Below are 14,582 nucleotides of genomic sequence, written 5' to 3' on the forward strand. Positions count from 1 at the left end.
ATTATCAATTGTTAATTAAAAAAGTTACCTCAAGTAACAACGACCTTAAGGTGGTTATTGCGGCGGGGCTCACCTCTTCCCATCCCGAACAGAGTAGTTAAGCCCGCCTGCGCAGATGGTACTGCAGTTATGTGGGAGAGTATGTCGTCGCCTTTCTTTTCAAAAACCCTATCTAATCGGATAGGGTTTTTTTGTTTTTATAGGTTGTTGGGAATATCATCGATAGTTTTCTGTATTTTAAATCAACAATGAAATTTTGCAAGCTTATTATGTACTTCGTGAGAATTCCATATTTGAAAATAAGTAATACTTAATCTCACTGAAGCGATTCTCAGCAAAGTACTATTAAGTGATTTTTTTGGTTTTCATAAATTACACTTACGGCTCAATTTGCTTTTTATAGTATATTTGCTTTTATATTCTCTAATTGGCTTATAGATCATGAAAAATATTTTCCTTAAAAAAGATTCTACTGAAATTATAAATCGCATAAATGATCTTAAAACCGACTCAACAGCAGTTTGGGGTAGTATGAGTGTTGCTCAAATGTTAGCACATTGCAACGTTACCTATGAAATGGTTTATGATAATATTCATCCAAAACCTAATGGTTTCATGAGATTTATTTTGAAATCATTTATAAAAAATGGAGTGGTTAATGAAAAACCATACCCTAAAAACAGTAGAACTGCTCCACAGTTTATTGTTAAAGGCGATCGTGATTTTGAACTTGAAAAAAATCGATTAATTTCTTACATCCTGCAAACTCAAGAATTTGGCGAAAAAGAATTTGAGGGCAAGGAATCTCTATCTTTTGGGAAATTGACTGCAAAAGAGTGGAATAATATGTTTGCTAAACATTTAGATCACCATCTGACTCAGTTTGGAGTTTAATTTTAAAAAGTATTTTATGAAAGTAGTTTTTTTATTTGTCTTCTTTTTGTTTGGATTGAATTGTAATGCACAAAAACAAGATGTTCAAAGAAGTATTGAGATTTTTTTTGAAGGATTTCATCAAAAAGATACAAGTCTAATAAAGTCTGTTTGTGCTGATAAAATGATTTTACAATCGATTAGTGAGAATTCTGTTAAAGGAAATAAATTGTCCGTTGAAACTCCTAATGAGTTTTATAAATCAATTGCTTCAATTCCTTCAACGATGAAGTTTAGGGAGAAGATTTTAAGTTATAACATTCAAATAGATGGATCGATGGCGCATGTTTGGGCGCCATACGAATTTTATTTGAATGATAAATTAAGTCATTCGGGAGTGAATACTTTTACGCTATTTAAAGAAAAAGATAAATGGCAAATTATTTATTTAATCGATACCCGAAGAAAATAATTTCTAAATGACCTCTGTTATATAATAATGACAAGAATCTGCAATCAGGCATTCTTCGCATTTGGGTTTTGGCCTACAAGTTTCTCTACCTAAAAAAGATATTGCCATTCCAATTTCTGACCAAATATTTTTTGGCAGAACTTGCATTAGGTCTTTCTCCACTTTATTACCATCCTTACTTTCTTTAATAATTCCAATTCTTGGCGCTACTCTAATTACGTGTAAATCGGCAATAATGCCTTCTGCAGGTTTGCTGGTTTCTCTTAGTATTACATTGGCAGATTTTCTCCCAATTCCTTTTAAAGCAGTTAATCCTTGCATTGTTAAAGGAATATCTTTGTCATTTTTGATTGTTTTAGCAATTTCTAAAATCCATTGCGCTTTTGTTGGATAGTTGCGAACTTTGCTAATATAAGGAATAAACGTTTCAAGATCTGACTCAGATAAGCTTTTTAGAGTTGGATATTTCTCAAATAAAGGCGGAGTAATCTTATTGATATTGGCATCAGAATCTTGTGCGGATAAAATTACCATAACCAATAATTGGTAGGTGTTTTGATAATCTAGAGGATGTTTCCTTCCTTTATACTTATCCAAAATTGGTTTCAATTTCTCCTCCCAATTTATTGTTTCTCCAAATAAATCCATGTTTCCTATTTTTAGAAGTAAATTTTTAAAATGTAACCATCACAAAATTAGTTACTTTTAATGAAATCTAATATCTTCTTAATGACATTTTGATTTCCTAATATTTTCCTGTGTCCTAATCCTTCTGTTAGATATAAAGTCCCATTTTTGAGGTTCTCATGAATGTGTATACCAGCTTTTACAGGAACTTCGGGATCATTATTGTCATGAATTACCAAAACTGGAATTTTTACTTCTTGAGCAGCTATGTAAGCTGAGAAATCGTTCATCTTTACTTGATATTTCTCTTCAAAACGTTCACGTAAACGCTCGCTAATTTCTGGTTTTAGTCCAAGTTTTGCTATAAAATCGTCTAGAATATCCTGAACAATATCTCCGCTGCCAATGACTATGGCTTTATTTACCTGAAAGCCATCTTTTATCGCATTTAGAACTGACATGCCTCCTAATGAATGTCCAATTGCAAAGTCAAATGGACCAAATTGTTTTTCAATTTCTAATATCGAAGCAATAAATTCGGACATTATGGTAGATTTTCCACTAGATTTTCCATGAGCAGGAGCATCAAAACTTACAGTCGAATATCCGTTTTTTATTAGTTCATCTGCTATTTTAAATAATTGTGTTCCTCGGCCTGACCATCCGTGAACTAATAGTATTTTCTGCTCACTTTTTCCATATTCATATGTTGCAATATTTTTATCAATTGACGGAACATAGATTGTCTTTTGAATACTTTTTTGATCCATATCAAACTCACGTTTAGGGATCTTATGTTTTATAGGTGTTGTGAATAGTTTTGCCACGTATGATGTAACAAGTTTAGTAGAAATAAAAGCACATACTTTACTGGATACAATTATAAACTGCGGAATTTTTAATGAGTCAGTAGGATTAGTTGCCTTTTTTGTCATATTGATAAATTTTATTTGAGGGCTTAATTTTACTTATTTTTTCCTAAATTTAAAAAACATAAAAGTAGCGTTTTAATAAATGTTTACTGAAAAAAATAATTCAGAAATTTTATTTAATTGGTTTATAAAATCGTAGCATGGAAATATTTCACATTAGCGCAGAATGTTACCCAATGGCAAAAGTTGGAGGGTTGGCAGATGTTGTTGGCGCATTACCAAAATATCAGACAAATGCTGGACATAAAGTTCGAGTTGTAGTTCCGTGCTATAGTACGAAGTTTAGAAAAGAGAATGACTTTGAATGTGTTCATTGGGGAAGTGTGAAGTTAGGGAATTTCGATTTTCCTTTTAGCGTTCTTAAAGAAACTACTAACAAACTTGGATATGAATTATATTTAATTGAAATTAATGAATTATTTGATCGTCCAAATGTATACGGTTATGAAGACGATATTGAGCGTTTTTTGGCTTTTCAGATTGCGAGCTTAGATTGGATTTTAATGCGGGAAGATGTTCCTAATATAATCAATTGTCATGATCATCATACAGGATTGATTCCGTTTTTGGTAAAGTACGCTTATAAATATGAAAAATTAAGAAGTATAAGAACGGTCATTACAATTCACAATGGTTTGTATCAAGGCTGGTTTGGTTTTGATAAAATTCATTATTTACCTGAATTTGATTTGATTCATGTTGGTTTTTTAGAATGGAATAATTCTTTAAACTCGTTGGCGGTTGGTATTAAATGTGCGCATGCAGTTACAACTGTCTCTCCAAGTTACTTAAATGAAATAAATATTGCTGCAAATGGACTGGAAACATTGTTTAACTCCGTTCGCAATAAATCAAAAGGAATTTTAAATGGGATTGACTTTGAAGTTTGGGATCCGTCAAAAGATCAAATGCTTGCACATAATTACTCGATTGATACTTTTGAAATTGGTAAACAGAAGAATAAGGAAAAGCTTTGCGAGGAATTTGAATTAGATCCAACAAAACCATTATTTAGTTTTATTGGCCGTTTATTTGAAGAGAAAGGCGGCGATTTATTACCTCAAGCTTCGGCTTTAGCTTTATCTGAAAATTTTGAGAATATAAACATCTTGATTTTAGGTTCTGGAAATTCAGTAATAGAAGAGCAGTTAGTACAATTGCGAAATGATTATAAGGGCAATTACAATGTTTTTATTGGTTATAATGAGGAATTAGCGCATTTGATTTACGCAGGTTCAGATTATATTTTAATGCCTTCCAGAGTCGAACCATGTGGCTTAAACCAAATGTATGCATTGCGCTACGGAACTGTACCAATTGTTAGAAGAACCGGCGGACTTCGTGATACCGTAATTGATTTTGGTGATAATGGAAACGGAATCTGTCATGATCAGGCTTCAGTTGGGGATATATGTTATTCTATAAACCGTGCAGTAAGATTGTACGAGGACAAGTTAAATTTTAATAAAATTATAAAAATTGGAATGGCAACAGATCATTCCTGGGAAAGAGTTTGCCAAGAATACATTGAGATATACAACCTAATAATTGAGAAAAATGAAGTTTAAAAAGAAAAGCGTTATTGCTATTATTTTAGGAGGAGGACAAGGATCCCGTTTATTTCCATTAACAGAAACAAGATCAAAACCCGCAGTTCCGATTGGTGGAAAATACAGGTTGGTGGATATACCCATTTCAAACTGTATCAATTCAGATATTTTTAAAATATTTGTTTTGACGCAATTTAATTCTGCGTCTTTAAATGCCCACATCAAAAACACCTTTAATTTTAGTATATTAAGTCAGTCTTTTGTCGATATTTTGGCGGCAGAACAAACACCGGATAATCCAACGTGGTTTCAGGGAACTGCAGATGCTGTGCGACAATGTATGTCGCATTTCTTAAAACATGATTTTGATTATGCTTTAATTTTATCTGGAGATCAATTGTATCAAATGGATTTTAACGAAATGTTAGAAGCTCATATTGCTGCTGATGCCGAAATTTCTATTGCAACATTACCTGTAAATGCTAAGGATGCACCAGAATTTGGAATTCTGAAAACCAATCATGAAAACTGCGTAGAATCGTTTATCGAGAAACCCGATGCTTCACTTTTGCCTGAATGGGAATCTGAAGTAAGCGAACAAATGCAAGAAAAAGGCAAAAAGTATCTTGCCTCAATGGGAATCTATATTTTCAATAAACCATTATTAGAGGAATTAATGGGGAATCCGGATACCAAAGATTTCGGAAAAGAGATTATCCCGCAAGCAGTTGGAAAACATAAAATACTAAGTTATCAATACGAGGGTTATTGGACAGATATTGGAAATATTGAATCATTTTTTGAAGCCAATATTGGTTTAACAGCTGATATTCCTGAGTTTAATTTATTCGATAATGAAAACAAAATTTTTACGAGACCAAGATTATTGCCTCCGTCAAAATTTAGAAATTCAAATATCAATCAATCCTTAATTTCTGAAGGTTGTATTATTAATGCTAAAGAAATTAAAACTTCTGTTATTGGAATTCGTTCAAGAATTGGCGAAGGTACTGTGCTTGAAAATTGCTACGTTATGGGTAACGATTTTTATCAGGACCTGGATGAATTAAATCATGAAGCAAGTATTAATAAAATTCATATAGGGATTGGAGAGAATTGTTTTATACAAAATGCTTTAATCGATAAAAATGTACGTATAGGAAACAATGTACATATTAGCGGAGGAAAGCATTTAGACAATTTTACCAACGAATTATACAGTATAAAAGACGGAATTGTTGTTATTAAAAAAGGAGTTATTTTATCAGACAATTTTAGAATTGAATAAAATATCAAAAGTTAATTATTGCCATAAAAACCAAATATGTCTAAAGTAATCACGCATTCTTTATTTACTGATTTTGATATTGATTTATTCAAAGCCGGAAAACACTTCAAATTATACGAAAAATTAGGAGCCCATTTAGTTGAAGTTAATGGAGTAAAAGGCGTGTATTTTGCGGTTTGGGCACCAACCGCAGCAACGGTTTCTGTTGTGGGCGACTTTAATTATTGGACACAAGGAGAACATCTTTTGCAAGTTCGTTGGGATTCTTCCGGAATATGGGAAGGATTCATTCCAGATCTTGCAAAAGGTGTACTTTATAAGTATAAAATTCAATCGAATATTGATGGAATTGTTACTGAAAAAGCCGATCCATTTGCTTTATATTGCGAAAAACCTCCACACACGGCTTCGGTTGTTTGGGATTTAGATTATAAGTGGAAGGATGAAAATTGGATGCATTCTCGCAAGGAAAATAATGCGCTGGATAAACCATATTCCGTTTACGAAGTACATTTAGGTTCATGGAAACGCGGAAATAATAATAAGTTTTTAACGTATTTAGAACTGGCCGATGACTTAGTTTCTTACGTAAAAGAAACTGGTTTTACTCACGTCGAATTTATGCCAATTATGGAGTATCCTTATGATCCTTCATGGGGATATCAATTGACAGGATATTTTGCACCAACTTCTCGTTTTGGAAAACCACAGGATTTTATGGTTTTAGTCGATAAACTGCATCAGGCTGGAATTGGAGTAATTTTAGACTGGGTCCCGTCACATTTTCCTGATGACGCACATGGATTAGGGTATTTTGATGGCTCTCATTTATACGAACATCCAGATCGCAGAAAAGGGTATCATCCGGATTGGAAAAGCTTAGTTTTTAATTACGGACGCAACGAAGTGAGAGCATTTTTAATTAGTAATGCTGTCTTTTGGCTTCAACATTATCATGTCGATGGATTAAGAGTTGATGCTGTTGCCTCAATGCTTTATTTGGATTATTCGAGAAAGGAATGGGAGTGGGAACCAAATATTTATGGTGGAAGAGAAAATCTGGATACTATTAGTTTTCTTAAAGAGTTTAATGAAGTTGTCTATGCTAATTTTGATGGAGTTCAGACTATTGCCGAAGAAAGTACTTCTTTTCCTATGGTTTCAAGACCAACTTTTACAGGAGGTTTAGGTTTTGGAATGAAATGGATGATGGGCTGGATGCACGACACCTTAAAATACTTTCAAAAAGAAACTGTTTATCGTAAATACCACCAGAATGATTTAACTTTTTCGATGACTTATGCTTTTACTGAAAATTTTATGTTGCCGTTTTCTCATGACGAAGTGGTTTATGGGAAAAAATCAATTGCTAATAAAATGCCAGGAGACGAATGGCAAAAATTTGCAAATTTAAGATTGCTTTACGGTTACATGTTTACACATCCCGGAACTAAATTATTGTTTATGGGATCTGAATTTGGACAGAGTGATGAATGGAATTTCGAGAATAGTTTAGATTGGCATTTATTGCAATACGATTACCATTCCGGAACAAAAAAGTTAATTACAGATCTAAATCAATTATATAAATCTCGTCCAGCATTGTATGAAAAACAATTTAGTGGCGAAGGTTTCGAATGGATAAACTATTCTGACCATCAAAACGCTGTTTTGTCTTATATCCGAAAAGGAAATAATCCTGACGAAAATGTAATTGTTGTTTGTAATTTTACACAAGTTGTTAGAGAAAATTACAGAATTGGTGTTCCGAAAAAAGGTAAACTAGAAGAAATTTTTAATAGTGATGCCAGTATTTATGGAGGTAGCGGAATAGAAAATCCTAAAACTCTAAAAACAGAAGCAGTATCATATGATGGAAGAGAAGATTCGATCGAATTAATTTTACCTCCATTAAGTGTAACAGTTTATTCTTTTATTTAAAAAACTGCAATTATTTTTTAGTAATACCAATTTATCAATTTAGTGATCTTAAATTATCGATTTATCGGTTTTTTAAGGCGTAATTTAGCACTCATTCAAAAAAAACGTTTTCGTGAATAATCCGTTTATTCATAGCGGTTTACTTAGTTTTTTTGTAAGTTTGAAAGAGAGTTATAATTAGAATAATTAATTTATTAGCGGCATGATTACAAATACATCATTAGAATATAAAGGCGATTTATATCCATCAAAAATCGTGTCATATGAGCAAGAAGGTGACTCTATCTTTTTTAATACAGACAATAAAGTTATTTTAAGAGTCACTATTCTTAGAGACAGTTTAATTCGATTTCGTTTTACAACCAAAGGTTATTTTAGCAACGATTTTTCGTATGCAATAGATAAAACACAGCTTCACGGCTATAATTTTCTGGAACTTACTGAAGAAGAAACCTATTTCTTGATAAAAACCAGTAAAGTAAAATGTAAAATTCAAAAAGCAGATCTTCGCTTATCGATTTACGATTTAAACGATCTTTTAATACTTGAAGATGAACTTGGATTTCATTGGGAAGAAAGTTACGAGTATGGCGGAAATATCGTAAAAATGAGTAAATCCTCTAAAGATGGAGAGTGTTTTTACGGTTTAGGAGATAAAGCCACACAAATGAATTTAAAAGGCAAAAGATTAGAAAATTTTGCTACAGATCAATATGCTTATCAAAAAGAGCAAGACCCTTTATACAAAGTAGTTCCGTTTTATATTGGTTTACACAACAAACAATCTTACGGAATTTTCTTCGATAATACTTTTAGAACTTTCTTTGATTTTTGTCAGGAAAGAAGAAACGTAACCAGTTTTTGGGCTGAAGGTGGCGAAATGAATTATTACTTCATTTATGGCCCACAAATGCAAGATGTTGTAACTACTTATACAGATTTAACGGGTAAACCAGAATTACCGCCATTATGGGTTTTAGGATATCATCAGTGTAAATGGAGTTATTATCCAGAAAGCAAAGTAAAAGAAATCACATCAAAATTTAGAGAACTTAAAATTCCGTGCGATGCCATTTATTTGGATATTGATTATATGGAAGGTTTTCGATGTTTTACGTGGAGTAAAGAATATTTTCCTGACCCCAAACGAATGGTTGCCGAACTGGCAGAAGATGGTTTTAAAACTGTTGTAATCATCGATCCGGGAATTAAAATTGATAAAGATTATTGGGTTTATAAAGAAGCCTTAGAAAAAGATTATTTCTGCAAAAGAGCCGATGGTCCTTATATGAAAGGAAAAGTTTGGCCTGGCGAATGTAATTTTCCAGATTACACAAATCCCGTTGTAAGAGAATGGTGGGCAGGATTATTTAAAGAATTAATTTCAGATATTGGAGTTAAAGGTGTTTGGAACGATATGAATGAACCTGCTGTTATGGAAGTTCCAAATAAAACTTTCCCAATGGATGTTCGACACGTTTACGACGGAAATCCTTGCAGTCATAGAAAGGCTCATAATATTTACGGTACACAAATGGCGAGAGCCACTTATCATGGTGTAAAACGCTTTGCTTATCCAAAACGTCCTTTTGTAATTACAAGGTCAGCTTATTCTGGGGCGCAGCGTTATACATCGTCATGGACTGGAGATAATGTAGCAACGTGGGAACATTTGTGGATTGCCAACATTCAAGTACAAAGAATGTGCATTTCCGGAATGGGATTTACAGGTTCTGATATTGGAGGTTTTGCGGAACAGCCAACAGGCGAATTGTATGCAAGATGGATTCAGTTAGGAGTTTTTCATCCGTTTTGTAGAACGCATTCTTCTGGAGATCATGGCAATCAAGAACCTTGGGCTTTTGATGAAGAAGTTATCAATATTACCAGAAAGTTTGTAAGTCTTCGTTACCAATTATTACCGTATTTATATACCATGTTTTGGCAATATATTGAAGAAGGAATTCCAATGTTAAAACCACTGGTGTATTATGACCAAGATGATACTCAAACGCATTATCGCAATGATGAATTTATCTTTGGAAACCAAATTTTAGTATGTCCAATTCTTGAACCTAATGCTGTAGGTAGACGCATGTATATACCAAGAGGCGAGTGGTATAACTACTGGACAAATGAGTTTTCGATAGGAGGAAGAGAAGTTTGGGTTGATACTAAATTTGATGAAATCCCTGTGTTTGTAAAAGCCGGAGCAATAATTCCAAAATACCCAGTTCAGCAATATGTTGGAGAATTGGAGTTTGACGAATTAACACTTGATTTATATTTCAAAATTGGAAAAGAAAAATCTGTTGTTTATGAAGATGCTCAAGATGGTTATGATTATAAAAAAGGACGTTACAGCTTTCTGTCTTTTAGAACAATTGGAAAAGAAAAGGAATTGATTATTCAGTTGCATAAAGAGGGAAAATACGATACACCTTATACTAAATACAAGATTAATTTAATTGGATTGCCATTTAAAGTAACTGAAATTGAAATTGATAATGAAAAAGTCGAATTTAATAAAATAGAGTTCGAAGCAAACCATTTTTTAATAGTTGATAAAGAATTTAGTGAACTTCATATTACTGGAGAATAAGTAAAAATTATGATATTTTTATAATTAATTATGTAAGAATCTTATTAAGAGTATTTGTATTTTTACCACATATTAATCTATGTTATCATGAAGAATCATTTACTTTTAGCAATTTCTACAGGCCTTCTGGTTAGTGCTTGTGCAACAAATCCAATTACAGGAAAGCAAACTTTAAATTTTGTTTCAAACAGCGAGTTGTTTCCTACATCTTTTCAGCAATACAACACATTTTTGACTGAAAATAAAGTAATTACCGGAACTGCAGATGCAAAAAGAGTTGAAAATGTGGGAATGAAAATTAAAGCTGCCGCCGAGAAGTATTTAGCATACTTAGGGCAGTCGCAATACTTAAAAGATTATCGCTGGGAATACAAATTAGTAGAAAATAAAGAAGTGAATGCTTGGTGTATGCCAGGTGGTAAAATTGTTGTCTATTCGGGTATTTTACCAATAACTCAGGACGAAGCAGGTTTGGCAACAGTTATGGGACACGAAGTATCGCATGCATTAGCAAATCACGGTGCGCAACGTATGAGTGCAGCACAATTGCAACAAATTGGAAGCGCAGCATTAGATGCAGCAACAAGTAATAAATCTGACGCAACCAGACAAATATTCGCGCAAGCTTATGGCGTTGGTTCAGAAGTAGGAGTAATGCTTCCGTTTAGCCGAAGTAATGAAACAGAAGCTGATAAAATAGGATTAACGCTTATGGCAATTGCAGGTTATAATCCAGATGATGCAATTTCATTTTGGACAAGAATGTCTGCCAAATCGGGAGCAGCAGGAACACCTGAGTTTATGAGTACGCACCCGTCTGATGCTACGAGAATTGCTAATTTAAAATCATTGATTCCAGAGGCAAAAGCAACTGCTCTTAAAGTTGGAGTTATTAGATAAGATTTAAATGTAATTTTATAGAATATAAAAGCCGCTCTTTTAAGAGTGGCTTTTTTTGTGGGATTTGCTTTTGAGAATTCTTTAATAATTTAATAATACACGATTTAGATAAAATCTATTTGATTATAATAAAAATTGGATAAATTCGTAACCTGTTAACAAAACCATTTTTATGAAAAACCTACAAAAAGGAGATAAAAAATTATTAAATGCCTGGGCATTTTATGATTGGGCCAATTCAGTTTATACACTTACAATTGCCTCGGCAGTATTTCCTATTTTTTATGAAGCTTTATTCTCAAAACGTGATCACTATATTGATGTTTTTGGTTTACACCTAAAAAATTCTGCCTTAATTAGTTTTATCACAGCTTTTGCTTTTTTGGTAGTTTCGTTTATTTCGCCACTATTATCCGGAATTGCTGATTATGTAGGTAATAAAAAAGCGTTCATGAAATTCTTCTGTTATTTGGGTGCCATCTCTTGCATGGGATTATATTGGTTTAATCTTGATAACATTTATATAGGTTTAGGATTTTATTTCCTTGGATTAATTGGATATTGGGGAAGTTTAGTTTTTTATAATTCGTATTTACCAGATATTGCTTTTGAAGAACAACAGGACAGTATAAGTGCTAAAGGTTATTCATTAGGCTATATAGGAAGTGTTATTTTACTCGTACTTAATTTAGCCATGATTATGAAGCCGGATTGGTTTAGTATTCAAGGAACAGCTACAGAAAGTGCTTCAGATATTGCTATGCGCTATTCGTTTGTAATGGTGGGAGTTTGGTGGGTTTTATTCAGTCAATATACCTATTATTATTTACCAAAAGGAAGCAAGGATACAGACGAAAAATTAACAAAATCTGTTATTTTTAATGGTTTCAAAGAACTAAAAAAAGTTTGGGGATTATTAAAAGAGAATGTTGCTTTAAAACGTTATTTAGGAGGTTTTTTTGTTTCGAGCATGGCAGTGCAAACGGTAATGCTTGTTGCTACCTATTTTGGAGCTCAGGAAATAAAATGGTCATCAAAAGAAGAAGGTACGATTGGACTAATTACTTGTATTTTAATTATTCAATTAGTTGCTGTTGTAGGCGCAGTTTTAACATCTAAAGCTTCTTCAAAATTTGGAAATATACCAACCCTTATTTTTATTAATTGTATTTGGGCAGTTTCGTGCGGATTTGCTTTTTTGATTACTTTACCAATGCATTTTTATATAATGGCAACAGTTGCGGGATTTGTAATGGGAGGAATTCAGGCTTTGTCACGTTCGACATATTCAAAATTATTGCCCGAAACTCTTGATACAGCATCGTTTTTTAGTTTCTATGACGTTGCCGAAAAAATAGGAATTGTTATTGGTATGTGCATATACGGAATTATTGATCAAAGAACCGGAAGTCCGCGTTCAGCTTTTATAGTTTTAGGAGTTTTCTTTGTGATCGCAATTTTTCTATTAAGAAGAGTGCCAAAAAAAGACACCTTAAAAGTGTCTTAAATTAGCAAGATTACTTAAGTAGAAGCTGTGTATTGATTTTGGAAATCATCTGCTTTGCATTATCATTTTGAGGATTAAGTTCTAATGATTTTTGATAGTTTTGTTTGGCAATTTCTAGTTTTCCAATAGTTTCAAATACTTCGCCTAAGCTATCGTAAGCATTTGCAGATTCAGGATATTCAGAACAATTAAGAGAGAAAATTTGAATAGAAAGATTAATTTGTTTTTTATTAAAAACACTATATCCTAAATTATTCAAATTTTCTTCAAAGTTGTATGTTGGATACTTCAACTTTAATTTTTTAAATTGATTTACAGCTATTTCAAAACTATTTTCGCTAAAAATCTCCATTAACTGAGTTTGCGGTGTCCTTATTTTATCTAGAGAAAGTTTTAATTTTTTGTCCGTGTAATCTGGGCGAGAAATAGCTAATCCGTTAAGTTTATTTTTTGCCAAATTAAACTCAATTATATTTGGATAATTTTCAACTTTAAAGCTATTGTTTCCTATATAGTACATTTCATTTTTTTCTACATTAAAACTATCTTTTAAATACGGCGAATTAAGATACAAGAGGTTATTTTCTTCAAATATTTTAGTAACTCCTAATCTGTTGTAGCCATAAAGAATTTCAGTATAATATCCTTTGATAGCTTTTTTTAATGTTGGCGGAGCCGGTTGCAAAGCTGCTTTATTAAAGGGTTTGTTCCAATGTAATTTAGTAATAATTTCATTTTCAATAAAAGACATCACAGGCAAACGGTTGGGTTTGTCACCATTGGCTAAAATTGCAATTCCATTACCATTTTTCATAGTCGCTAACAAATCGCCTCCAGTTCCAGTATTTGATCCGTCATGCGAAAACCATTCCACATTTCCAAAACCTAAACTTCGTTGCCAGCCATAACTCCAGCCACGTGGCCCATTCATTGTAACAATTTTCGTTACTTTTTTTGCAACCGTAGTCGAAATTATCTTATTTCCATTTCCCAAAAGAGCTTTTTGCATTTCGATAGCAATTAATGCTAAATCACTAGGAGTAGACCATAAACCAGATGGTGCAACTTGTGGTGTAATTGGTATTCCTGTTCTAATAATTTCACCTTTACTATTATGAACTTTTGCAATATTGGTTAAAAATCCTTGTTCATTTGGCTGAATCATTGTTGAATTTTGCAATTGTAAAGGATCAAGAAGATTTTCTTTTACAATTTGTGCCAATGGTTTATTAAAGTGATCTTCAAGCGCACATTGAATAATGACATATCCACCGCCACTATATTCCCAATTAGCTCCCGGTTTAAATATAAATTCGATTGGTTTTTTAGATCTCGGCAATAGTTTTCCCTGTAAACTTTGTACAATAGTTGGGATAGAATCTCCCAAATAATAATCTTCAAATCCGCCTTGACTTGTTCCCGCAGTGTGAGATAAAAGTTGTTTCCAGGTTACTTTTGTATCTTTAGTGAAAGTGCTTTCCGGAAGTTTCCATCTTTCAAGATAATTCTCAATTGGGTCATCTAGATTTATTAAACCTTTTTCTTCGAGCATTGCACAAACAATTGCTGTTATTGGTTTTGAAATAGATGCTGTAGAAAAAGCTGTATTTAGATCGATTTTTTCGGAAGAATCAGCAGCTTTAATTCCCCATTGATTTGTCCATATAGTTTTATAATTTTCAAACACAGCAACACTTAAACCTTTTAAATTATATTTTAACATCATTTCTGATGTACTTTTTTTAAGTTCTTCAAAAACGTTAATCTTATTTGTATCTCTCTTTTTTTGCGCAAAAGATAAGGCACAAGAAAAACTCAGAAGGATAATTAATACTGTCCGTCTCATTTTATATAGAATTTTTTAGATTGTTTTTCTGAAGCAGAACTTTT

11 protein-coding genes and 1 rRNA gene are annotated in these 14,582 nt (G+C 32.6%); 9 read left to right on the top strand and 3 right to left on the bottom strand.

From position 1 onward, the window contains the following. The first annotated feature begins 46 nt into the window (after positions 1-46). The 3 genes from rrf to IW18_RS12330 all read left to right on the top strand — a co-directional run bounded on the left by rrf (position 47) and on the right by IW18_RS12330 (position 1,345). A 5S ribosomal RNA gene (gene rrf / locus IW18_RS12320) occupies positions 47-156 on the top strand. Positions 157-441: 285 nt separating this feature from the next. Beyond that, positions 442-894, top strand: coding sequence for a DUF1569 domain-containing protein (locus tag IW18_RS12325; RefSeq protein ID WP_041518113.1), 453 nt, complete (start codon positions 442-444; stop codon positions 892-894). A gap of 16 nt (positions 895-910) precedes the next feature. Beyond that, complete coding sequence (locus IW18_RS12330; protein ID WP_041518286.1) at positions 911-1,345, top strand: 3-methyl-2-oxobutanoate hydroxymethyltransferase; 435 nt, start codon at positions 911-913, stop codon at positions 1,343-1,345. Positions 1,346-1,348: 3 nt separating this feature from the next. Here the strand turns inward: IW18_RS12330 and IW18_RS12335 are convergent, their stop codons facing one another. Together IW18_RS12335 and IW18_RS12340 are read right to left on the bottom strand one after the other, a co-directional pair. Continuing rightward, positions 1,349-1,993 (bottom strand): endonuclease III domain-containing protein, encoded by a 645-nt coding sequence (locus IW18_RS12335; protein ID WP_041518115.1) that lies wholly within the window; start codon positions 1,991-1,993, stop codon positions 1,349-1,351. 47 nt (positions 1,994-2,040) lie between these two features. Then, the gene (locus IW18_RS12340) at positions 2,041-2,907 is read right to left on the bottom strand and encodes an alpha/beta fold hydrolase (protein WP_041518117.1); all 867 of its coding nucleotides are present in this window, start codon (positions 2,905-2,907) and stop codon (positions 2,041-2,043) included. 137 nt (positions 2,908-3,044) lie between these two features. On the opposite strand from IW18_RS12340, the gene IW18_RS12345 reads away from it, so the two are divergent. The 6 genes from IW18_RS12345 (at position 3,045) to IW18_RS12370 (ending at position 12,692) form a co-directional block, all read left to right on the top strand. Further along, positions 3,045-4,472: a glycogen synthase gene (locus IW18_RS12345; RefSeq protein ID WP_041518119.1), complete on the top strand. Its 1,428-nt coding sequence runs from the start codon at positions 3,045-3,047 to the stop codon at positions 4,470-4,472. Continuing rightward, entirely contained in the window at positions 4,462-5,742 is a 1,281-nt protein-coding gene (locus IW18_RS12350) for a glucose-1-phosphate adenylyltransferase (RefSeq protein WP_041518287.1), read from the top strand. The genes IW18_RS12345 and IW18_RS12350 overlap by 11 nt, the downstream gene beginning before the upstream one ends. A gap of 36 nt (positions 5,743-5,778) precedes the next feature. Further along, positions 5,779-7,683, top strand: coding sequence for a 1,4-alpha-glucan branching protein GlgB (gene glgB / locus IW18_RS12355; RefSeq protein ID WP_041518120.1), 1,905 nt, complete (start codon positions 5,779-5,781; stop codon positions 7,681-7,683). A 202-nt stretch (positions 7,684-7,885) separates the two neighbouring features. After that, positions 7,886-10,285, top strand: a complete 2,400-nt coding sequence (locus tag IW18_RS12360; RefSeq protein ID WP_041518122.1) for a glycoside hydrolase family 31 protein — start codon at positions 7,886-7,888, stop codon at positions 10,283-10,285. Between the two features lie 87 nt (positions 10,286-10,372). Continuing rightward, entirely contained in the window at positions 10,373-11,185 is an 813-nt protein-coding gene (locus tag IW18_RS12365) for a M48 family metallopeptidase (RefSeq protein ID WP_041518124.1), read from the top strand. Positions 11,186-11,357: 172 nt separating this feature from the next. Then, positions 11,358-12,692 carry an MFS transporter gene (locus IW18_RS12370; RefSeq protein ID WP_041518125.1) on the top strand — a complete coding sequence of 445 codons (1,335 nt, stop codon included), beginning with the start codon at positions 11,358-11,360 and terminating at the stop codon, positions 12,690-12,692. A gap of 10 nt (positions 12,693-12,702) precedes the next feature. On the opposite strand, the gene IW18_RS12375 is transcribed toward IW18_RS12370, so the two are convergent. Then, on the bottom strand, positions 12,703-14,538 hold the full coding sequence (locus tag IW18_RS12375) for a serine hydrolase (RefSeq protein ID WP_052480157.1): 1,836 nt from the start codon (positions 14,536-14,538) through the stop codon (positions 12,703-12,705). Positions 14,539-14,582: the final 44 nt, after the last annotated feature.

Origin of the sequence: Flavobacterium hibernum, from assembly GCF_000832125.1 — a bacterium.
Lineage (GTDB): Bacteria > Bacteroidota > Bacteroidia > Flavobacteriales > Flavobacteriaceae > Flavobacterium > Flavobacterium hibernum.

What these genes read in the sequence shown, in the direction of transcription:
- IW18_RS12325 (WP_041518113.1), top strand. Translation starts at nt 442, where the DNA reads ATGAAAAATATTTTCCTTAAAAAAGATTCTACTGAAATTATAAATCGC.
- IW18_RS12330 (WP_041518286.1), top strand. Translation starts at nt 911, where the DNA reads ATGAAAGTAGTTTTTTTATTTGTCTTCTTTTTGTTTGGATTGAATTGT.
- IW18_RS12335 (WP_041518115.1), bottom strand. Translation starts at nt 1,993, where the DNA reads ATGGATTTATTTGGAGAAACAATAAATTGGGAGGAGAAATTGAAACCA.
- IW18_RS12340 (WP_041518117.1), bottom strand. Translation starts at nt 2,907, where the DNA reads ATGACAAAAAAGGCAACTAATCCTACTGACTCATTAAAAATTCCGCAG.
- IW18_RS12345 (WP_041518119.1), top strand. Translation starts at nt 3,045, where the DNA reads ATGGAAATATTTCACATTAGCGCAGAATGTTACCCAATGGCAAAAGTT.
- IW18_RS12350 (WP_041518287.1), top strand. Translation starts at nt 4,462, where the DNA reads ATGAAGTTTAAAAAGAAAAGCGTTATTGCTATTATTTTAGGAGGAGGA.
- glgB (WP_041518120.1), top strand. Translation starts at nt 5,779, where the DNA reads ATGTCTAAAGTAATCACGCATTCTTTATTTACTGATTTTGATATTGAT.
- IW18_RS12360 (WP_041518122.1), top strand. Translation starts at nt 7,886, where the DNA reads ATGATTACAAATACATCATTAGAATATAAAGGCGATTTATATCCATCA.
- IW18_RS12365 (WP_041518124.1), top strand. Translation starts at nt 10,373, where the DNA reads ATGAAGAATCATTTACTTTTAGCAATTTCTACAGGCCTTCTGGTTAGT.
- IW18_RS12370 (WP_041518125.1), top strand. Translation starts at nt 11,358, where the DNA reads ATGAAAAACCTACAAAAAGGAGATAAAAAATTATTAAATGCCTGGGCA.
- IW18_RS12375 (WP_052480157.1), bottom strand. Translation starts at nt 14,538, where the DNA reads ATGAGACGGACAGTATTAATTATCCTTCTGAGTTTTTCTTGTGCCTTA.